Consider the following 22379-nt stretch of genomic DNA (forward strand, 5'->3'; position numbering starts at 1 on the left):
TCGTGCCTGGCAGGCCATTAGGTTGAGAATATTAGAGTATTGGAAGCGCATTATATGTTCATTCCAGCTAACAGTGAAATCAGATGTGTACGAAATCACATTTTTTGCCTTTGGGAAGAGTGTAGACCTTAAGCGGGGGACGGGATCTTCTTTCAGACTTATGGCATAATGCGCGGTTTGTCATATCTCTTTTCAGGATACGCCTGTGTTAGTTTCCAGTAACGTCACCATGCAGTTCGGCAGTAAGCCGTTGTTTGAAAACATTTCCGTCAAATTTGGCGGCGGCAACCGTTACGGCCTGATTGGCGCGAACGGTAGTGGTAAATCCACCTTTATGAAGATCCTCGGCGGCGACCTTGAGCCGACGCTGGGTAACGTTTCCCTCGATCCCAACGAGCGAATTGGTAAGTTGCGCCAGGATCAATTTGCCTTTGAAGAGTTCACCGTGCTGGATACGGTGATCATGGGGCATAAAGAGTTGTGGGAAGTGAAGCAGGAGCGCGACCGTATCTATGCTTTGCCGGAAATGAGCGAAGAAGATGGCTATAAAGTTGCCGATCTGGAAGTGAAATACGGCGAAATGGACGGTTACTCTGCGGAAGCTCGCGCTGGTGAACTGTTGCTTGGCGTGGGAATTCCAGTGGAACAACACTATGGCCCGATGAGTGAAGTTGCTCCTGGCTGGAAGCTGCGTGTGTTGCTGGCGCAGGCGCTGTTTGCTGATCCGGACATTCTTCTGCTCGACGAACCAACCAACAACCTCGACATCGATACCATTCGCTGGCTGGAGCAGGTGCTGAACGAGCGTGACAGTACCATGATCATCATCTCGCACGACCGTCACTTCCTGAACATGGTTTGTACCCACATGGCGGATCTGGATTACGGCGAACTGCGCGTTTATCCGGGCAACTACGATGAGTACATGACGGCGGCGACGCAGGCACGCGAACGTCTGCTGGCTGATAACGCCAAGAAGAAAGCGCAGATTGCCGAGCTGCAATCTTTCGTTAGCCGCTTTAGCGCCAACGCCTCGAAATCTCGTCAGGCAACTTCGCGTGCGCGTCAGATTGATAAAATCAAACTGGAAGAGGTGAAAGCCTCCAGCCGTCAGAACCCGTTCATCCGTTTTGAGCAGGATAAGAAACTGTTCCGTAACGCGCTGGAAGTGGAAGGGCTGACCAAAGGGTTTGATAACGGTCCGCTGTTTAAAAATCTCAACCTGCTGCTGGAAGTGGGTGAAAAGCTGGCGGTACTCGGTACCAACGGCGTCGGTAAATCGACCTTGCTGAAAACGCTGGTGGGTGATCTGGAACCGGATAGTGGCACCGTAAAATGGTCAGAGAACGCGCGCATTGGTTACTACGCGCAGGATCACGAATATGAGTTCGATAATGACCTGACCGTGTTTGAATGGATGAGCCAGTGGAAGCAGGAAGGCGATGACGAGCAGGCGGTGCGCAGCATTCTCGGTCGCTTATTGTTCAGTCAGGATGACATCAAAAAGCCTGCCAAAGTGCTTTCCGGTGGTGAAAAAGGCCGTATGTTGTTTGGTAAGTTAATGATGCAGAAACCGAACATTCTGATCATGGACGAACCGACCAACCACCTGGATATGGAGTCCATCGAGTCGCTTAACATGGCGCTGGAACTGTATCAGGGCACGCTGATTTTTGTTTCTCACGACCGTGAGTTTGTAAGCTCCCTGGCGACCCGTATTCTGGAAATCACGCCGGAACGCGTGATTGACTTTAGCGGTAATTACGAAGATTACCTGCGTAGTAAAGGGATCGAGTAAGTTATTGTCAGTAGCCCTGGTAATGTCAGGGCTACTGGTGACAAATGCAAGATTGTTATCAGGCCTACGCAGTACCTGCAATATATTGAATCTGAAGGACTTTGTAGGCCGGATAAGGCGTTAACGCCGCATCCGGCATGAATAAAGCGCACTTTGTCAGCAATCTGAGCAACATCGAACCGACTTCCTTAACCTCACATCAATTCACTTCCACTAATCCATCACCTCTCAAACATCCATGCCCAGCGCGCGTTTACCGTGAACGTTCAGATCCTCCAGCGTAAAACGACCTTGCCAGTTTGTTTCATAATCTTCACGCGGGAAATCCCCCGGCGAGATGCCTTTTTCCAGTGCCTCTTTGACCTTGTGCGCATAAGCCCGGTTCTTCTCGCACATCGGCGCGGCAGGAATATACATCACGTTCCCCCAGCCCTGTTGATTGTCTACCGGTGCGACACAGTGGATCACATCGCAGTGCCACCAGACAGAATCCCCCGCTGTTATTGCCGGAATTGACGTTAGTGCTTTCATCAATAAGGGGTGCCATTTCTCAGAAACAGGCAGAACTTTACCAGGCGCGACGCCGCACAGCTCGTCGTCCGGCACGTCATCCAGCAACGGACGCAGCAGAATGTATACCATCGCTTCCGGGATCGGCACCACATGTAACAACCCCTGGCCTGGTAACATATCGGAAAGTGCCGTCCAGCCCTGGAACGTGCGAAACACCGAACATTTGGTGGTGTTATCGACGGTGTATTCTTCTACATCGGTACGGTGTGCGGCATCCCACGGATCGTAATCATCAAAATTACCGTTGAAAACATGGGCAAAAACGCGCTGATAAGCGGGTAATAACCAGCGTTCCAGCGCGCCAGAATCGGTGTGAGCGCCCAGGCCTTTGGACGTCGTGCCCGGTGGGCGACGGCGGATCCTGTCTGGATAGATCACGCTGACATCGGGCTCAAACCATTGTTTGCCGCTGCTTTCAGACTTCCACAGGCGGTTAAGGAAAGATTGCACCGCAGCCATATTGTCACTTTGTCGTGCTTGCATCTGCGCCTGTGACCAGTAAATGGGATAGATTTCGGGGCGAGACGCCTCCAGCGAGCCGAAAAAGCTGTCACCGGGACCTTTATAAACATCATCAAAGTGATTGGCATCAAGGTAGTTGAGCATTGCGCGATCCCACGCCAGCGCCTGCTCGCGGGGGAAATGGCTTTTTATTACCGCGCAACCGCGACGTTTTATCTCATTGCGCGTGGCTTCACTCACTGTACCTGCTGCAATGTCGCTATAAGGAACTTCCGGCCAAACCGGCAATCCTTGCGCTTTCAGTGCGTCTATTTCTGCTACACGCGCTTCGATTTTTGCAGAGAGTTTATCGAAGACCTGTTGTACATCGCCGATCTGTTGCCGCAGCTCCGCTTTCATCTCACGGATAGCCGTTTTCGCATCTGTTGGCAGCGTCTCATGGGTAAAAGTCATATCAACCTCATAGCTTTCGTTCGAAAGTAAAAATGATTACGATTGATACTTTAAGTTAAAAATAAGTTAACGCAAGATGAAAATCTTGAGTTAGTGCACAAAGTGAGCAAAAAAGAGAGATGCCGGAGCGGTCACTCCGGCCGGGAGAAGATTACTTATTGAAAGGAGTGGTGCTATCCAGAACCGCCTGAATTACATTCAGCGCGCCTTCATGATTATTATCATCGGTAGCGTAACGGGCGATTTGTTTAATGTTTTCCGCAGCATTGCCCATTGCAAAGGAATAATGCGCCATTTTAAGCATCTCTGCGTCGTTACCGCTGTCGCCAATCGCTACCACATTTTGCGGCGACAGACCCCAGCGTTTTAACAACCGCGAAATACCATTTGCTTTATGCAGGCCGGGAATAATCAGGTCGATAAAACCCGCGCCACTGGTGACAGGTTTCATAATGCCATCGAGCGCAACGTGCAGTTTGTCGACAACCAGCGGGATTTGTTCATCTGGCAGGTTGAGCGAAAACTTAAAAAGCACGTCATCAATCTCCTGGTAATCCTTCACAGGTTTCAGTCGATGGTAGTGTTTTTCCATCAGTGCGACGAATGCTTCCGGCGCATTTTCACTGATGTATGCGCTTTGCAGACCACAGGCGACAAAATTGAGTTGTTTATCTTTCAGCAGTTCGCCAATGACAATCCTGGATTCATGCAGGGTCAGTTCGCCGTGGAACAACTGCTTGCCATGTTCATAGACCAGTGCGCCATTTTCCGCGACAAAAGAGATTTCATCTTTTAGCTCAGGAAAGAAGGAAATAAGCTGGTAATACTGGTTACCACTGGCGACAACGAACTCAATATCGCGCTTTTTCAGTTCCTGATACTGCGCCATAAAACGTGACTGGTTGTACATTTTGGCGTCGTTAAGAAAAGTACCGTCCATATCGCAAACGATAACTTTTACAGTCATAAAAGTGCTCCCGGCAATGAATGCAAACGCCACAGTGTAATGACAATGTGATGCGGAGCACAAACTAATTTCGAATGAAAGCGAGAGTAAAATTGATTTCGTGAATGTTTTAGCCCGGCGGCGACGCCGGGCTGAGGGGATTACAGCATGTGTTCGGTGCGGGCGATGATATCGTCCTGTGCGTCTGGAGAGAGCGCGGTGAAGAAGGCGGAATAGCCCGCGACACGCACTACCAGATCGCGGTATTGATCGGGATGTTTTTTCGCTTCCAGCAATGTTTCGCGGGAAACAATGTTGTACTGAATATGCCAGCCTTTATGCACTTCGAAGAAGGTGCGCAGCAGGATCATCAGTTTCTGCTTGTCAGATTCGTTCTCCAGCGTCGCCGGGTTCAGTTTCTGATTGAGCAACACACCGCCGAGAATCGCTGCCGTAGGCAGTTTACCCACAGAGCCAATGACCGCCGTTGGGCCGAGATGGTCAGTACCGGAGGCCGGGCTTGCGCCTTCTGCCAGCGGGGTATGCGCTTTACGTCCGTCCGGCGTTGCCATCGTCTGCGCGCCAAACGGTACGTTGGCGGAAATAGATGATGTACCTGCGTAATAGTTGCCACCAACCGGACCACGACCATAGCGCGGGTTGTGGTATTGCTTCAGTTCGTCGATATAGGTCTGATAGGCGTGAGCCAGCAGCGTATCGACGCTATCATCATCGTTGCCATACTTCGGCGCGCCGTTAATCAGACGCTGACGCAGTTGCTCGTGAGTCAGACCTTCGAAGTCTTCCGCCAGTGCGGCAGCCAGTTGTTGTTGACCAATCGCACCCTGTTCAAATACCAGTTTTTTCACCGCCGCCAGGCTGTTGCCGAGGTTGGCAATACCAACCTGCAAGCCGGAAACCCAGTCATATTTCGCGCCACCTTGCTTAATACTCTTCGCTCGCTCAATGCAGTCATCCACCAGCGCCGAGCAGAGAATATCGTGCACGTTCTCTTCCAGCATGGTGTCGACGACATATTCGATTTCGATTGATTTGCGGGTGTAGTAACGGATTTGCGTATCCCACGCGTCCATTACTTCATCGAAGTTGTTGAAGTTACCCGCTGACAACGCTTTTTCTTGTGGCAGGAACACTTTGCCACTGGTGGCATCACGACCGCCTTCCAGCGCCGCCAGCATCACGCGGGCGAAGTTGATAAAGCTCATGCCGGTGCAGCGATAGCCCCATTTACCGCCGACGGCGGTTTCGATACAGCCAATCGCTGCATAATCGTAAGCGTCCTGCGGTTCAATACCGAGTTTGATAAATTCCGGGATCACGATTTCGTCGTTGTTGAACGCGGGCATCCCGAAGCCGCAGCGGATCACCTGTACACAGGCATCGAGGAAATCGTTACTCATTCCCGCATGGTAGCGCACGCTGAGGTTAGGCTGAGTGGAGCGCAGACGACCGCAGGATTCAAGGATCGCGTAAGAGAGCGGATTCACTGCGTCCATCGGTTGACCATCAACCAGATTTTGCCCGCCAATGGTGACGTTCTGATACAGCGGGCTACCCGCAGAGGCTTTCGAGTGCGAGCCGGAGCGGATCTTGTTTACTTCCAGCAGTTTCAGCCAGCAGCTATGCAGCATCTCGATGGCGTGTTCGCGATCCAGCGTCTGGTTGAGTTCAACGTCGCGGCGATAGTACGGATAGAGATACTGGTCCATACGACCAAACGAAACCGAGTGACCGTTAGATTCAATCTGCAAAATCAACTGGATGAAGTAGCACAGTTGCAGCGCCTGCCAGAAAGTCTGCGGCGGCTGGTGGGCGATAAGGTCGCAGTTTTCTGCTATCGCCAGCAGTTCATCACGACGGCTTTCGCGAGTTTCGGTGGCTGCCATTTCACGCGCCAGAGCAGCGAAACGTTCAATGTGTTCACTGACTGCCACCAGCACGATATCAATGGCTTTCAGGAACTGCTCGCCGTGCAGATCTTCCAGTACCGTCAGGTTGATACGCGAGCGACGTTCCGCGACTTTCTCGCGCAGACCATCAAGCCCTTTTTCCAGCAGCAGCGGGAAATTGACCGCCAGGTGCGCATCGCCGGAGGTCATATTGCCTTCAGCTTTAATGATACCGGTCGCCAGCAGGCCTTTTTGCTCATCGGTAAACATGCCGTAGCAGCGATCCTGTACCGTCTGACCGCGCCACCACGGGCACACTTCATGCAGAACACGTTTGTTCTCTTCGCTCACCGCAAAACCAGCACCCGGACGATCCGCCAGATCATCAATCTCTTTTTCGATCCAGGAGACGGTATATTCCGGGAAGATCGGCGCGGCACGAACTTCGCTTGCCTGGTTGCCGATGATCAACTCATCGTGTTTGATCCAGATGGTGCGATTCGCCAGGTGATGCGCCAGCGCCAGCGCGCGACGTACCGGGATCGGCTTATCGAGATGTTGTTGATACATCTCGGTATAGTGCTGTGCGCGCTCGGTACAGACCGGCGGTTTCACAATATGCACCAGCGCATTTTTGTGCGCTTTAATGCGGTCGCTGAGCGTGTCCAGTTTCAGTGTTGTCATGGTTGTTATCCTCGTAAAGTCGCGGTTAACCCTTTCTGGCAGGCATACTGCTGGGCAAAGTCGAGCAGTTCTGGCGCATCAAGCGGTTTTTCCGGGGCGTCATAGGGCAGATTAAGTAAGTGATATTTGTTGATGCCCAGCGTGTGGTAGGGCAGGAAATGGATTTCGCCAACGTGCAGCTCGTCGGCGGCAAAATCGGTAATGGCTTTCACAGAGGTTTCATCGGTATTAAAGCCCTGAATCAGCGGTACGCGGATGATGATTTTTTTGCCCGCCGCAGCGAGTTTTTTCAGGTTATCCAGCACTCTGGCGGCGTTACCGTCGGTCCACTGTTTAAACGGCGCGTCGGCGACGTGTTTTAAATCGGCAAGAAACAGATCGATATAGGGCAGAGAAGGGGCGATATATTTCCACGGCACATGCAGGCAGGTTTCTACCGCAGTATGAATGCCGGCCTCGTGGCTGGCTTGCAGTAGCGCCATCGCCATTTCCGGCTGCATAAACGGTTCACCGCCAGAAAGCGTTAAGCCGCCGCCGCTGCGATCGTAAAACGGTTTATCGCGCAGAACGGTCGCCATGATCTCCTCAACGCTTTTCACTTCGCCGCACACGGTTAACGCCTGTGTCGGGCAGCAGTCGGTTAACGCCGTCAGATGTTCAGGGGTTAACTTTTCCCGATGAATAAGCAAACCATTCAGCGCGCGCTCAATCATTTCCGGAGCCGCTTTAGCGCACAGCTCGCAGCCCTCCAGGCACAGACGCGCGTCATACAGCAGATCCTGCGTGCGGGCGCGGCTTTCTGGGTTCTGACACCAGCGGCAACCCAGCGAGCAACCTTTCAGAAAAACCACTGTGCGAATGCCGGGACCGTCGTGGGTCGAGTAGCGTTGAATATTGAAGATCATAGATGCCTCTCTGTTTCGTTCAAACATTAAATTACTTTCGAATGAAAGTTGTGTTGATGTGCGTCAACTGTTCAGAGAGTTTTCTCGTGGTAGTCTGGTTTCAGACAAAAAGTACATTTTGAGGATGGTTATGGAACTGTATCTGGATACTTCAGACGTTGCAGCAGTGAAGGCGCTGGCGCGCGTTTTTCCGCTGGCGGGTGTGACCACTAACCCAAGCATTATCGCTGCGGGTAAAAAAACGCTGGACGTTGTGCTTCCGCAACTTCATGAAGCGATGGGCGGTCAGGGGCGTTTGTTTGCGCAGGTAATGGCTACCACTGCTGAAGGCATGGTGAACGATGCACGCAAACTGCGTTCTATCATTGCGGATATCGTGGTGAAAGTACCGGTGACCGCCGAGGGGCTGGCAGCTATCAAAATGTTAAAAGCGGAAGGGATCCCGACGCTGGGCACGGCGGTGTATGGCGCAGCACAAGGGCTGTTGTCGGCGCTGGCGGGCGCGGAATATGTTGCGCCTTACGTCAACCGTATTGATGCTCAGGGGGGGAGCGGTATTCAAACCGTGACCGATTTGCATCAGTTACTGAAAATGCATGCGCCACAGGCGAAAGTGTTAGCCGCGAGTTTCAAAACCCCGCGTCAGGCGCTGGACTGCTTACTGGCAGGGTGTGAATCAATCACCCTGCCGCTGGATGTGGCGCAGCAGATGATTAGCTATCCGGCGGTTGACGCTGCCGTAGCGAAATTTGAGCAGGACTGGCAGGGCGCGTTTGGCAGAACGTCGATTTAACAGGATGTTCTGCATCCTCATCAATTGCTTATGACGTGGCGGAGTGCATCGATGCCTGCCGCGTCTTATCAGGCCTGGAGGCGACAATTACTGTCCGCAAACCTCACATCCCGGATTGGGCATCAGTTTCATTTCGCGGAACTGACAGGTCATCGCATCGTACATCACGATTTTTCCGCTGGCAGGTTTGCCATAATCTGCCAGCAGTTTGATCGCTTCCATTGCCTGCAACGAACCAATTACGCCAATCAATGGCGCCATCACGCCAGCTTCTACGCAGGTTAACGCGTTTTCACCAAACAAACGGCTAAGGCAGCGGTAGCAAGGCTCGCCGTCCTGATAAGTAAAGACGGTGATTTGCCCTTCCATACGAATTGCTGCCCCGGAAACCAGCGGCACCTTTGCGGCAAAACAGCCAGCGTTCAGTTGATTACGTACCGCTACGTTATCCGTACAGTCGAGCACCAGATCGTGTTCAGCAATCAACGCTGCAAGCTCAGCGTCATCAAGCAACGCATTCACCGGCGTAATCGCGATATATGGATTGATCCGTGCCAGGGCGTCACGAGCAGATTCAACCTTCGGTTGCCCGACCGTAGCGTCACTGTGTAGCGTCTGGCGTTGCAGATTTGAGAGCGAAACGGTGTCGAAGTCGAGCAGCGTCAGGTTGCCGACACCGGCGCTTGCCAGATACTGCGAGGCTGCGCAGCCGAGTCCACCGAGGCCGACGACCAGCACGCGAGAATCTTTTAACGCTTCCTGACCATCAAAATCAAAACCACGCAGGATGATTTGCCGGTTGTAGCGCAGCATCTCCTGATCGCTGAGTTCCGCCATTACAGGCCTCCGAACAACGCGTTAAACGGTTCTACTTCCACCCATTCGCCCGCTTCAACATTGCCGCGATCGCGTTCAAGCACGATAAAACAGTTGCCGAGGCTAAAGGAGCTAAATATATGCGAGCCCTGATGCCCGGTAGTGGTGACTTCCAGTTCGCCGTCGGCATTGCGTTGCAGCACACCACGCTGGAAATCAAGACGACCAGGCGTTTTCTTGAGGCGAGAAGCCGTGCGTACGCGCTGGCGCGCGGGCAGGCCGCTGGCGGTGTTGCCGCTTAATTTTGCCAGTAACGGTTGTACCAGTTGGTAGAAGGTTAGCGTTGCTGAAACTGGATTACCCGGCAGGCCGCAGAACCAGCTATTGCCGAGTTTACCGAACGCGAACGGTTTACCTGGTTTAATCGCCAGCTTCCAGAAGGCAATTTCACCCAGCTCTTCGAGAATGGTTTTGGTGTAATCTGCTTCACCAACCGAAACACCGCCAGAACTGATCACTACATCCGCCTGACTGTCGGCTTCAATAAATGCTGCGCGCAAGGCGTGGGGATCGTCGCGGATAATCCCTAAGTTGATCACCTCGCAACCCAGTTGTTCTAACATGAGGTGTACGGCGAGACGGTTGGTATCGTAGATTTGACCGTCGCCCAGTGGCTGACCTGGCAACTGGAGTTCATCACCGGTGGAAAACAGCGCCACACGCACTTTGCGAATCACCGGAACTTCGGCAATTCCCAGCGAAGCAATCACCGGCAGCTCTGCGGTAGTCAGGCGAGTACCCGCCGGGAAAACAACCGCACCCGCAGAGATATCTTCACCGCGACGACGAATATTTTGCCCGCTACGCACTTCAGCGGTAAAACGCACTCCTGCGTCTGTTTGTTCGGTCTGTTCCTGCATCACCACCGCTTCGCAGCCTTCCGGCACCGGAGCACCGGTCATAATGCGAATACAGGTGCCAGCAGGCCATTCACCATGATACGGCTGACCGGCAAACGATTTGCCAGCAACAGAAAGCGGTTGCCCGGAGGCGATATCGGCTAAACGAACCGCGTAGCCGTCCATTGCCGAGTTATCAAACCCAGGGACATCGAGCGGCGAAACCACATCGCTCGCCAGAATACGCCCAAAACACTGAACCAGTGGCAGCGTTTCCTGAGCAGTCAAAGGGGTAACGCGAGAAAGCATCTCATTAAGCGCGGTGTCGAGCGACATCAAACCGGTGGTAAATTCCATGAAAACACTCCTGCGGGGCAAAATCGAATCCGCCTATTATGTCAGAAAAACGCCACGGACTGTATGCCACCTCGGTCGTAGAGCGGGCTCCTGCCTTTACATGCCATATACATCTTTCTATATTCAAAAATTGAATGAATAATTCATAAAAATTCTGATATTTATAGCAAAGTGGCGAGCCACCCTTAATGGACGAATACTATGGGCAAAGCAGTCATTGCAATTCACGGCGGCGCAGGCGCAATTAGCCGCGCACAGATGAGTCTGCAACAGGAATTACGCTACATTGAGGCACTGTCAGCCATTGTCGAAACCGGACAGAAAATGCTCGAAGCGGGCGCAAGTGCGCTGGATGCAGTGACGGAAGCCGTGCGCTTACTGGAAGAGTGCCCACTGTTTAACGCCGGAACTGGCGCTGTCTTTACGCGTGATGAAACCCATGAACTCGACGCCTGTGTGATGGATGGCAACACCCTGAAAGCCGGTGCAGTGGCGGGCGTCAGTCATCTGCGTAATCCGGTTCTTGCCGCCCGTCTGGTGATGGAACAAAGCCCGCATGTGATGATGATAGGTGAGGGCGCAGAAAATTTTGCTTTTGCTCATGGCATGGAGCGCGTCTCGCCGGAGATTTTCTCCACGCCTTTGCGTTATGAACAATTGCTGGCGGCGCGTGAGGAAGGGGAAACGCTCCTCGACCATAGCGGCGCACCGCTGGATGAACAACAGAAAATGGGCACTGTGGGAGCCGTGGCGTTGGATCTCCATGGCAATCTGGCGGCTGCCACGTCCACGGGGGGAATGACCAATAAATTACCTGGTCGGGTCGGCGACAGCCCGCTGGTTGGCGCCGGATGCTACGCCAATAACGCCAACGTGGCAGTTTCTTGTACCGGCACGGGCGAAGTTTTCATTCGCGCGCTGGCGGCGTATGACATTGCCGCGTTGATGGATTACGGCGGCTTAAGCCTCGCACAAGCCTGCGAGCGGGTCGTTATGGAAAAACTCCCTGCGCTCGGCGGCAGTGGCGGACTAATCGCTATCGATCACGAAGGTAACGTCGCGCTACCTTTTAACACCGAGGGAATGTATCGCGCCTGGGGCTACGCAGGCGATACGCCAACCACCGGTATCTATCGTGAAAAAGGGGACACCGTTGCCACACAGTGATGAGCTTGATGCCGGTGATGTGCTGGCGGTTGATAATCTCAATATTGCCTTTATGCAGGACCAGCAGAAAGTGGCTGCGGTTCGAGGTCTCTCTTTTAGCCTGCGACGTGGCGAGACGCTGGCGATTGTTGGAGAGTCCGGTTCCGGCAAGTCAGTCACAGCACTGGCGCTGATGCGTCTGTTAGAACAGGCGGGGGGGCTGGTGCAGTGCGACAAAATGGTATTGCGGCGCCGCAGTCGTGAGGTGATTGAGCTTAGTGAGCAGAGTTCCCGGCAAATGCAGCATATACGCGGTGCGGATATGGCGATGATTTTCCAGGAGCCAATGACGTCGCTAAATCCGGTATTTACCGTGGGCGAGCAGATTGCCGAGTCTATCCGTCTGCATCAGAACGCCAGCCGTGAAGAAGCGATGGCGGAGGCGAAGCGGATGCTGGATCAGGTTCGCATCCCGGAAGCACAAACCATTCTTTCGCGTTATCCGCATCAACTCTCTGGTGGGATGCGCCAGCGGGTGATGATTGCCATGGCGCTGTCATGTCGCCCGGCGGTGCTGATTGCCGATGAGCCGACGACCGCACTGGATGTCACCATTCAGGCGCAGATCCTGCAATTAATCAAAGTGTTGCAAAAAGAGATGTCGATGGGCGTCATCTTTATCACTCACGACATGGGCGTGGTGGCGGAGATTGCCGATCGGGTACTGGTGATGTATCAGGGCGAGGCGGTGGAAACAGGCAGCGTCGAACAGATTTTTCATGCGCCACAGCATCCTTATACCCGTGTGCTATTGGCTGCTGTTCCGCAGCTTGGCGCGATGAGAGGGCAAGATTATCCCCGACGTTTCCCGTTGATATCGCTTGAACATCCGACTAAACAGGAACGCCCTGTCGAGCAGAAAACGGTGGTTGATGGCGAACCTGTTTTACAGGTGCGTAATCTGGTCACCCGTTTCCCTTTGCGTAGTGGGTTGTTGAATCGCGTAACGCGGGAAGTGCACGCCGTTGAAAAGGTTAGTTTTGATCTCTGGCCGGGTGAAACGTTGTCGCTGGTGGGGGAGTCTGGCAGTGGCAAATCCACCACCGGACGGGCGCTGTTGCGCCTTGTTGAAAGCCAGGGCGGCGAAATTATCTTCAACGGTCAGCGAATTGATACTCTGTCACCCGGCAAACTTCAGGCATTGCGCCGCGATATTCAGTTCATTTTTCAGGATCCTTACGCCTCACTGGATCCACGCCAGACTATTGGTGATTCGATTATTGAACCGCTGCGTGTTCATGGGTTATTGCAGGGTAAAGAAGCTGCTGCACGCGTTGCGTGGCTACTGGAACGCGTTGGTCTGTTACCCGAACATGCGTGGCGCTACCCGCATGAGTTTTCCGGCGGCCAGCGTCAGCGTATCTGTATTGCCCGTGCGCTGGCGTTGAATCCCAAAGTCATTATTGCCGATGAAGCCGTGTCGGCGCTGGATGTTTCTATTCGCGGGCAGATTATCAACTTGTTGCTCGATCTCCAGCGTGATTTCGGCATTGCATATCTGTTTATCTCCCACGATATGGCGGTCGTGGAGCGGATCAGCCATCGTGTAGCGGTGATGTATCTCGGGCAAATTGTCGAAATAGGCCCCCGACGCGCGATCTTTGAAAATCCGCAGCACCCTTATACGCGTAAATTACTGGCGGCAGTTCCGGTTGCTGAACCATCCCGACTGCGGCCACAGCGCGTACTGCTATCGGACGATCTTCCCAGCAATATTTATCAGCGTGGCGAAGAGGTTGCAGCCGTCTCGTTGCAATGCGTCGGGCCGGGGCATTACGTCGCACAACCACAATCAGAATACGCATTCATGCGTAGATAACATTCAGGCGGAGAATCAAATGGCAAGAGCTGTACACCGTAGTGGGTTAGTGGCGCTGGGTATTGTCACAGCGTTGATGGCATCTTGTGCATTCGCTGCCAAAGATGTGGTTGTGGCGGTGGGATCGAACTTCACCACCCTTGACCCGTATGACGCGAATGACACGTTGTCACAGGCCGTGGCGAAATCGTTTTACCAGGGGCTGTTCGGTCTGGATAAAGAGATGAAGCTGAAAAATGTGCTGGCAGAGAGTTATACCGTCTCCGGCGACGGCCTCACTTATACCGTGAAATTGCGTGAAGGGATCAAGTTCCAGGACGGCACCGACTTCAACGCGGCGGCGGTAAAAGCGAATCTGGATCGGGCCAGTGACCCGGCGAATCATCTTAAACGCTATAACCTGTACAAGAATATTGCCAAAACTGAAGCGGTCGATCCGACAACGGTGAAGATTACGCTTAAACAGCCGTTCTCCGCGTTTATTAATATTCTCGCCCATCCGGCAACAGCGATGATTTCTCCGGCGGCGCTGGAAAAATATGGCACGGAGATTGGTTTTCATCCGGTGGGAACCGGACCGTATGAACTGGATACCTGGAATCAGACCGATTTTGTGAAGGTGAAAAAATTCACTGGTTACTGGCAGTCGGGACTGCCCAAACTGGACAGCATTACCTGGCGTCCGGTGGCGGATAACAACACCCGTGCGGCCATGCTGCAAACCGGTGAAGCGCAGTTTGCTTTCCCCATTCCCTACGAGCAGGCCGCGCTGCTGGAGAAAAACAAAAATATCGAGCTGATGGCCAGTCCGTCGATTATGCAGCGTTATATTAGTATGAATGTGACGCAAAAGCCGTTCGATAACCTGAAGGTACGTGAGGCGCTGAATTATGCCATCAACCGTCCGGCACTGGTGAAAGTCGCGTTTGCGGGATATGCAACGCCCGCCACTGGTGTGGTGCCGCCGAGTATCGCCTACGCGCAAAGTTACCAACCGTGGCCTTACGATCCGGCAAAAGCGCGCGCATTACTCAAAGAGGCGGGATATCCCAACGGTTTCAGTACCACGCTGTGGTCGTCGCATAACCACAGCACCGCGCAGAAAGTGCTGCAATTTACCCAGCAGCAGTTAGCGCAGGTAGGGATTAAAGCCCAGGTGACGGCGATGGATGCCGGACAGCGGGCGGCAGAAGTAGAAGGTAAAGGGCAAAAAGAGAGTGGCGTGCGACTGTTCTACACTGGCTGGTCGGCATCGACCGGCGAAGCTGACTGGGCGTTATCGCCGCTGTTTGCGTCACAGAACTGGCCACCGACGCTGTTTAATACTGCGTTTTACAGCAATAAACAGGTGGATGACTACCTGGCCCAGGCACTGAAAACTAACGATCCGGCGGAAAAGACCCGCTTGTATAAGGCGGCGCAGGATATCATCTGGCAAGAGTCGCCGTGGGTTCCGCTGGTGGTCGAAAAACTGGTGTCGGCACACAGTAAAAATCTGACCGGTTTTTGGATCATGCCAGACACCGGCTTCAGCTTTGAAGATGCGGATTTGCACTAAGCAACGCAGGGAGTGGAATGCTTAATTACGTTATCAAACGCTTGCTGGGGTTGATTCCGACGCTGTTTATCGTCTCGGTGCTGGTGTTTTTATTTGTCCATATGCTGCCCGGCGATCCGGCGCGATTGATTGCCGGGCCGGAAGCCGATGCTCAGGTCATCGAACTGGTGCGTCAGCAACTGGGGTTGGATCAGCCGCTGTATCACCAGTTCTGGCACTATATCAGCAATGCCGTGCAGGGAGATTTTGGCCTGTCGATGGTCTCGCGTCGTCCGGTTGCCGATGAGATTGCCAGCCGCTTCATGCCAACGCTGTGGCTGACCATAACCAGTATGGTCTGGGCGGTGATATTTGGTATGGCGGCGGGGATTGTTGCCGCCGTCTGGCGTAACCGCTGGCCAGATCGTTTGAGTATGACCATCGCGGTGTCGGGGATCTCCTTCCCGGCATTTGCCCTGGGGATGCTTTTGATTCAGGTTTTCTCCGTTGAGCTGGGTTGGCTACCTACGGTAGGTGCAGACAGTTGGCAGCACTACATTTTACCCTCCCTGACGCTCGGCGCGGCAGTGGCAGCCGTGATGGCGCGCTTTACCCGCGCGTCGTTTGTCGACGTCTTAAGCGAAGATTATATGCGTACCGCGAGGGCGAAAGGGGTGAGCGAAACCTGGGTTGTCCTCAAACACGGGCTACGCAACGCCATGATCCCGGTAGTGACCATGATGGGCTTACAGTTTGGCTTTTTGCTCGGTGGGTCCATCGTGGTGGAGAAAGTCTTCAACTGGCCCGGACTTGGGCGCTTACTCGTTGACTCCGTAGAAATGCGCGATTACCCGGTGATTCAGGCGGAAATTCTGCTTTTCTCGCTGGAATTTATTCTTATCAACTTAGTGGTGGACGTGCTTTATGCCGCCATTAACCCGGCTATCAGGTACAAGTAAGGATGCGATTATTTAACTGGCGTCGTCAGGTGGTGTTAAACGCCATGCCACTGGTAAAACCTGATCAGGTGCGTACTCCGTGGCATGAGTTCTGGCGACGTTTTCGCCGCCAGCATATGGCGATGACCGCCGTATTATTCGTCATTTTGTTGATTGTGGTGGCCATTTTTGCTCGCTGGATCGCCCCCTATGACGCCGAAAATTATTTCGATTATGACAATCTGAATAACGGGCCTTCTTTGCAGCACTGGTTTGGCGTCGATTCACTGGGACGCGACATTTTCAGCCGTGTCCTGGTTGGTGCACAAATCTCGCTGGCGGCGGGCGTGTTTGCGGTGTTTATCGGTGCGGCGATTGGGACGTTGCTGGGTTTGCTGGCTGGATATTATGAAGGCTGGTGGGATCGGCTGATCATGCGTATTTGTGATGTGCTGTTTGCTTTCCCTGGCATTTTGCTGGCTATTGCTGTTGTTGCGGTGCTGGGAAGCGGCATTGCTAACGTGATTATCGCCGTCGCTATCTTTTCTATTCCGGCGTTTGCCCGACTGGTGCGCGGCAATACGTTGGTGTTAAAACAGCAAACCTTTATTGAATCAGCGCGCAGTATTGGGGCCAGCGATATGACCATTTTGTTGCGCCACATCTTACCGGGGACAGTCTCTTCCATCGTCGTGTTTTTCACCATGCGCATTGGCACCTCGATTATCTCCGCCGCCAGTCTGTCGTTTCTCGGCCTGGGAGCGCAGCCGCCGACCCCGGAGTGGGGAGCGATGCTCAACGAAGCGAGAGCGGATATGGTTATCGCGCCGCATGTGGCGGTTTTTCCGGCACTGGCTATTTTCCTGACCGTGTTGGCGTTCAACTTGCTGGGTGATGGTTTGCGTGATGCGCTGGACCCCAAAATTAAAGGATAGTCACGGTTGAATATTGCTTGAAAGGGTAATGACCTCAGAGGAAATTATTGCCTTAAGCAAGTGTTGTAACTTTCTTCTAATTTTGTAGAATCGAGTAATTTGGTTAAAAAGCCGCTGTGAGGGACTATTTATGCAGCGGCACAGCGTACTGACAGTTATTTTGTTAAATGTATTAACATGCTGAGTTTATACGAAAAGATAAAGATAAGGCTGATAATTTTATTTTTATTGGCTGCGCTGTCATTTATTGTTCTTTTTTTCATCATTAACTATCAACTGGTATCGGAGCGTGCGGTAAAACGTGCCGATAGCCGCTTTGAACTTATTCAAAAAAACGTTGGCTATTTCTTTAAAGATATTGAACGTTCCGCTCTGACGTTAAAGGACTCACTCTATTTATTGAAAAACAGTGAGGAGATTAAACGTGCCGTCATCCTGAAAATGGAAATGATGCCATTTTTAGATTCAGTGGGGCTGGTACTGGATAATAATAAATATTATCTATTTTCGCGGCGGACGAATGATAAAATCGTTGTTTATCATCAGGAAAAGGTAAATGGCCCCCTTGTTGATGAGACAGGACGCGTCATCTTTGCCGATTTTAATCCGTCGCAGCGCCCGTGGTCAGTAGCTTCGGATGGCTCTGACAGTAGCTGGAATCCGGCATATAATTGCTTTGATCGTCCGGGGAAAAAATGTATTTCTTTTACGCTGCGAATTAACGGCAAAGACCGTGATTTGCTGGCTATTGATAAAATTCATGTCGATTTAAACTGGCGATATCTGAACGAATACCTTGATCATATCAGCGCATCTGATGAAGTCTTGTTTCTGAAACAAGGTTATGAAATCATTGCCAAGAACCAACTCGCCCGTGAAAAATTGATTATTTATAATAGCGAAGATAATTATAATATTATTGATTCTGTCGATACGGAGTATATAGCAAAAACATCGTGCGTACCCAATAACTCGCTATTCGAAATCTATTTTTATTATCCTACGGGGAAACTATTTAACGCGTCAGATAAACTCTTTTATTTGCCGTTTGCTTTCATTATTGTCGTATTGCTGGCGCTTTACTTAATGACGACCCGTGTGTTCCGTCGCCAATTTTCAGAAATGACAACGCTGGTCAATACGCTGGAGTTTTTACCTGACTCTGCGGATCAAATGCAGGCACTGAAAATTCGTGAAGGCGATGCGAAAGAGATTATCAGCATCAAAAATTCGATCGCGGAAATGAAAGATGCTGAAGTTGAGCGTTCAAATAAATTGCTCTCGCTGATCTCCTACGATCAGGAAAGCGGTTTTATCAAAAATATGGCGATTATTGAGTCAAACAATAATCAGTATCTGGCCGCTGGGATCATCAAACTTTGCGGACTGGAAGCCGTCGAAGCCGTGTTTGGTGTTGAGGAACGCAACAAGATCGTCAGGAAGCTGTGTCAGCGAATTGCCGAGAAATATGCACAATGCTGCGATATCGTGACATTTAATGCCGATCTCTATTTATTATTGTGTCGGGAAAATATACAGACTTTTACCCGTAAGATCGCGATGATAAACGATTTCGACAGTAGCTTTGGCTACCGCAATCTGCGTATACACAAATCTGCCATTTGTGAACCTCTGAAGGGCGAAAATGCCTGGAGCTATGCAGAAAAACTGAAGCTGGCGATTTCCAGCATCCGTGACCATATGTTCTCTGAGTTTATTTTCTGTGATGATGCGAAACTCAGCGAAATTGAAGAGAATATCTGGATTGCGCGCAATATCCGTCACGCCATGGAAAAAGGCGAGCTATTCCTGGTTTATCAACCGATTGTTGATATTAACACCCGCGACATTCTGGGCGCTGAGGCGCTGTGTCGCTGGGTTTCTGCGGAGCGGGGGATCATCTCGCCGCTGAAGTTTATTGCTATCGCGGAAGATATCGGTTTTATCAATGAACTGGGTTACCAAATTATTAAAACGGCGATGGCTGAATTCCGCCATTTTAGCCAGCGTGTGCTCCTGAAACAGGATTTCTTACTGCATATTAATGTTTCGCCCTGGCAGTTAAACGAACCACATTTTCATGAGCGTTTTATCGCCATCATGAAAGAACATGAACTGACAGCGAAAAGTCTCTGTATTGAGATCACTGAAACTGTGATCGAGCGAATTAGTGAACATTTTTATCTCAATATTGAACAATTGCGTAAACAAGGGGTACGAATATCGATTGATGACTTTGGTACAGGTTTGTCAAACCTGAAACGTTTTTATGAAATTAATCCTGATAGCATAAAAGTGGACTCGCAATTTACCGGCGATATTTTCGGCACTGCGGGCAAAATTTTGCGCATTATCTTCGACCTGGCACGCTATAACCGGATCCCGGTGATTGCAGAAGGTGTTGAGAGCGAAGAGGTTGCGCGTGAATTAATCAAATTAGGGTGTATTCAGGCCCAGGGGTATCTGTACCAGAAGCCGTTGCCATTCTCTGCCTGGGACAAAAATGGGAAGTTAGTAAAAGAGTAGTTTAGGTATGTCCAGAATCAATAAATTCGTACTTACAGTCAGTCTGCTGATTTTTATCATGATTTCAGCGGTTGCCTGCGGGATCTATACCCAGATGGTAAAAGAACGGGTGTATGGCCTGAAACAGTCCGTTATTGATACTGCTTTTGCGGTGGCAAATATTGCTGAATATCGGCGTAGTGTGGCAATTGATCTCATTAACACGCTTAACCCGACTGAAGAACAACTGCTGGTTGGCTTGCGCACAGCTTATGCTGACTCGGTTTCACCTTCTTATTTGTATGATGTTGGCCCTTATCTGATTTCCAGTGATGAGTGTATTCAGGTTAAGGAGTATGAAAACAATTATTGTGCAGATATTATGCAGGTTGTTAAGTATCGGCATGTTAAAAATACGGGGTTCATCTCTTTTGACGGCAAAACCTTCGTCTATTATCTCTATCCGGTTACTCACAATCGCAGTCTGATATTTTTGCTTGGGCTGGAACGATTTTCGTTACTGTCAAAGTCACTGGCAATGGATAGCGAGAACCTGATGTTCTCACTGTTTAAGAACGGCAAACCAGTTACCGGTGATGAATATAATGCCAAAAATGCCATCTTCACCGTTTCGGAAGCGATGGAGCATTTCTCCTATTTGCCGACCGGATTGTACGTATTTGCTTATAAAAAAGACGTTTATTTGCAGGTATGTACGCTGATTATTTTCTTTGCTGCCCTGGTGGCAGTTATTTCAGGCACAAGTTGCCTCTATCTGATACGCAGAGTGATTAATCGTGGCATTGTTGAGAAAGAAGCCATTATTAATAACCATTTTGATCGCGTTCTGGACGGTGGGCTTTTCTTTTCGGCGGCGGATGTCAAAAAACTCTACAGCATGTATAACTCGGCGTTTCTTGACGATCTGACCAAAGCAATGGGCAGAAAATCCTTTGACGAAGATTTAAAAGCCTTACCGGAAAAAGGCGGTTATTTATGCCTGTTTGACGTCGATAAATTCAAAAATATTAACGACACCTTCGGTCATTTGTTGGGCGATGAAGTGTTGATGAAGGTAGTGAAAATCCTTAAATCACAAATCCCGGTGGATAAAGGTAAAGTCTACCGCTTTGGCGGCGACGAATTTGCGATAATTTATACTGGCGGAACCCTGGATGAGTTGCTATCGATTTTAAAAGATATTGTCAATTTCCAGGTGGGGAGTATTAATTTAAGCACCAGTATCGGCGTGGCGCATTCAAATGAATGTACTACCGTTGAACGACTGAAAATGCTGGCGGATGAGCGGCTGTATAAGAGTAAGAAAAACGGCAGGGCACAAATTAGCTGGCAGTAATTTTTATTAACGAACCGGGCAAATGATTTTGCCCGGCCTGAATTAATTAAACCCGACTACCCCACAAATCGTACTCGTCGGCGTGCTCGACTTTCACACGCAGGATATCGCCCGGCTTAACGTTGGTTTCGCCGTTGAGATAAACCGCGCCGTCGATTTCCGGTGCATCTGCCATGCTGCGACCAATCGCGCCTTCTTCGTCCACTTCGTCGACGATCACCAGAATTTCACGGCCCACTTTTTCTTGCAGGCGCTCGGCGGAAATCTGCTGTTGCAGTTGCATGAAGCGATTCCAGCGTTCTTCTTTCACTTCTTCCGGAACCTGGTCAGGCAGAGCATTGGCATCAGCGCCTTCAACCGGGCTGTATTTAAAGCAGCCAACGCGATCCAGACGTGCTTCTTTCAGGAAGTCGAGCAGCATCTGGAAATCTTCTTCCGTCTCGCCAGGGAAGCCGACAATAAAGGTTGAACGCAGGGTCAGTTCCGGGCAAATTTCGCGCCACTGTTTGATGCGTGCCAGTTGGCGATCTACAGACCCCGGACGCTTCATCAGTTTGAGAATTCGTGGGCTGGCGTGCTGCAACGGAATGTCCAGATACGGCAGGATTTTGCCTTCAGCCATCAGCGGGATAACGTCATCTACATGCGGGTAAGGGTAAACGTAGTGCAGACGTGTCCAGATCCCCAGTTTTGATAACTGTTCGCACAGGCTGACCATACTGGTTTTTACCGGCTCGCCGTTGTGGAAGCCTGTACGGTGTTTAACATCAACGCCATACGCGGAAGTATCCTGGGAGATCACCAGAATCTCTTTAACGCCCGCGTCAACCAGGCGTTTCGCTTCGCTTAACACGTCGCCAATCGGACGGCTCACCAGATCGCCGCGCATAGACGGAATAATGCAGAAGGTGCAACGGTGGTTACAGCCTTCGGAAATCTTCAGATAGGCGTAATGACGTGGCGTCAGCTTAACGCCTTGCTCCGGCACCAGGCTCAGGAATGGGTTGTGTTTCGGTTTTGGCACGTAGTGATGAACGTGCTCCAGAACCTGCTCATAGCTATGAGGGCCGGTGATTTCCAGCACTTTTGGGTGGACTTCGCGGATCTGATCTTCTTTCGCCCCCAGACAACCGGTCACTATTACCTTGCCGTTTTCATTCAACGCTTCACCAATGGCTTCCAGTGATTCTTGCACCGCACTGTCAATAAAACCGCAGGTGTTGACGATCACCATGTCTGCGTCGTCGTAGCTCGGTACTACGTCATAACCTTCAGTGCGCAGTTCGGTCAGAATACGCTCTGAATCGACGAGGTTTTTCGGACAGCCAAGGGAAACAAAGCCGATTTTCGGCTGGGGAGTTACTTTGCTCATAGCTTAAAAAATATTCAGTTACAGGAAAGGTCAGGGCAGGGATTCTACAGAGTTCTGGATAAAATTTGTATCGTAATCTGGTCAACAGGCGAGGAAAACGCCCCAACTATCGGG

At 51.3% G+C, this 22379-nt stretch carries 16 protein-coding genes; 9 read left to right on the plus strand and 7 right to left on the minus strand.

Annotation, left to right across the window (positions count from 1 at the left end; translation table 11 throughout):
* Positions 1 to 205: 205 nt before the first annotated feature.
* A complete protein-coding gene (locus HEM79_RS11180) occupies positions 206 to 1798 on the plus strand; it encodes an ABC-F family ATPase (protein WP_000961452.1) in 1593 nt (530 codons plus the stop codon).
* 228 nt (positions 1799 to 2026) lie between these two features.
* Here HEM79_RS11180 and HEM79_RS11185 read toward each other — a convergent pair whose 3' ends face one another.
* The 4 genes from HEM79_RS11185 to HEM79_RS11200 form a co-directional block, all read right to left on the minus strand.
* Complete coding sequence (locus tag HEM79_RS11185; protein ID WP_176242791.1) at positions 2027 to 3286, minus strand: DUF1479 domain-containing protein; 1260 nt, start codon at positions 3284 to 3286, stop codon at positions 2027 to 2029.
* Between the two features lie 151 nt (positions 3287 to 3437).
* The gene (gene ybiV, locus HEM79_RS11190; RefSeq protein ID WP_176242792.1) at positions 3438 to 4253 is read right to left on the minus strand and encodes a sugar-phosphatase YbiV; all 816 of its coding nucleotides are present in this window, start codon (positions 4251 to 4253) and stop codon (positions 3438 to 3440) included.
* A 140-nt stretch (positions 4254 to 4393) separates the two neighbouring features.
* Entirely contained in the window at positions 4394 to 6826 is a 2433-nt protein-coding gene (locus HEM79_RS11195; RefSeq protein WP_176242793.1) for a glycyl radical protein, read from the minus strand.
* A gap of 5 nt (positions 6827 to 6831) precedes the next feature.
* A complete protein-coding gene (locus HEM79_RS11200; RefSeq protein WP_176242794.1) occupies positions 6832 to 7731 on the minus strand; it encodes a glycyl-radical enzyme activating protein in 900 nt (299 codons plus the stop codon).
* Positions 7732 to 7861: 130 nt separating this feature from the next.
* On the opposite strand from HEM79_RS11200, the gene fsa reads away from it, so the two are divergent.
* The gene (gene fsa / locus HEM79_RS11205; protein WP_176242795.1) at positions 7862 to 8524 is read left to right on the plus strand and encodes a fructose-6-phosphate aldolase; all 663 of its coding nucleotides are present in this window, start codon (positions 7862 to 7864) and stop codon (positions 8522 to 8524) included.
* A gap of 87 nt (positions 8525 to 8611) precedes the next feature.
* On the opposite strand, the gene moeB is transcribed toward fsa, so the two are convergent.
* Both moeB and moeA read right to left on the minus strand, forming a co-directional pair.
* On the minus strand, positions 8612 to 9361 hold the full coding sequence (moeB, locus tag HEM79_RS11210) for a molybdopterin-synthase adenylyltransferase MoeB (RefSeq protein WP_176242796.1): 750 nt from the start codon (positions 9359 to 9361) through the stop codon (positions 8612 to 8614).
* Positions 9361 to 10596, minus strand: coding sequence for a molybdopterin molybdotransferase MoeA (moeA, locus tag HEM79_RS11215; protein WP_176242797.1), 1236 nt, complete (start codon positions 10594 to 10596; stop codon positions 9361 to 9363). Before moeA ends, moeB begins: the two co-directional genes overlap by 1 nt.
* Before the next feature lie 201 nt (positions 10597 to 10797).
* On the opposite strand from moeA, the gene iaaA reads away from it, so the two are divergent.
* The 7 genes from iaaA (at position 10798) to HEM79_RS11250 (ending at position 20893) form a co-directional block, all read left to right on the plus strand.
* On the plus strand, positions 10798 to 11763 hold the full coding sequence (gene iaaA / locus HEM79_RS11220) for a beta-aspartyl-peptidase (RefSeq protein WP_016159014.1): 966 nt from the start codon (positions 10798 to 10800) through the stop codon (positions 11761 to 11763).
* Complete coding sequence (gene gsiA / locus HEM79_RS11225) at positions 11750 to 13621, plus strand: glutathione ABC transporter ATP-binding protein GsiA (protein WP_176242834.1); 1872 nt, start codon at positions 11750 to 11752, stop codon at positions 13619 to 13621. The genes iaaA and gsiA overlap by 14 nt, the downstream gene beginning before the upstream one ends.
* A 19-nt stretch (positions 13622 to 13640) precedes the next feature.
* Positions 13641 to 15179, plus strand: a complete 1539-nt coding sequence (gene gsiB, locus HEM79_RS11230; protein WP_021550500.1) for a glutathione ABC transporter substrate-binding protein GsiB — start codon at positions 13641 to 13643, stop codon at positions 15177 to 15179.
* A gap of 17 nt (positions 15180 to 15196) precedes the next feature.
* Positions 15197 to 16117 carry a glutathione ABC transporter permease GsiC gene (gene gsiC / locus HEM79_RS11235; RefSeq protein WP_016159011.1) on the plus strand — a complete coding sequence of 307 codons (921 nt, stop codon included), beginning with the start codon at positions 15197 to 15199 and terminating at the stop codon, positions 16115 to 16117.
* Positions 16118 to 16119: 2 nt separating this feature from the next.
* A complete protein-coding gene (gene gsiD / locus HEM79_RS11240; protein ID WP_176242798.1) occupies positions 16120 to 17031 on the plus strand; it encodes a glutathione ABC transporter permease GsiD in 912 nt (303 codons plus the stop codon).
* Between the two features lie 177 nt (positions 17032 to 17208).
* Positions 17209 to 19557 carry a sensor domain-containing phosphodiesterase gene (locus tag HEM79_RS11245; RefSeq protein WP_176242799.1) on the plus strand — a complete coding sequence of 783 codons (2349 nt, stop codon included), beginning with the start codon at positions 17209 to 17211 and terminating at the stop codon, positions 19555 to 19557.
* Positions 19558 to 19564: 7 nt separating this feature from the next.
* Complete coding sequence (locus HEM79_RS11250) at positions 19565 to 20893, plus strand: GGDEF domain-containing protein (RefSeq protein WP_016159009.1); 1329 nt, start codon at positions 19565 to 19567, stop codon at positions 20891 to 20893.
* Positions 20894 to 20939: 46 nt separating this feature from the next.
* Here HEM79_RS11250 and rimO read toward each other — a convergent pair whose 3' ends face one another.
* Positions 20940 to 22265 (minus strand): 30S ribosomal protein S12 methylthiotransferase RimO, encoded by a 1326-nt coding sequence (gene rimO / locus HEM79_RS11255; RefSeq protein ID WP_176242800.1) that lies wholly within the window; start codon positions 22263 to 22265, stop codon positions 20940 to 20942.
* Positions 22266 to 22379: the final 114 nt, after the last annotated feature.

Origin of the sequence: Escherichia sp. 93.0816, from assembly GCF_013368855.2 — a bacterium.
In the GTDB taxonomy this organism is placed as follows: Bacteria; Pseudomonadota; Gammaproteobacteria; order Enterobacterales; family Enterobacteriaceae; genus Escherichia; species Escherichia ruysiae.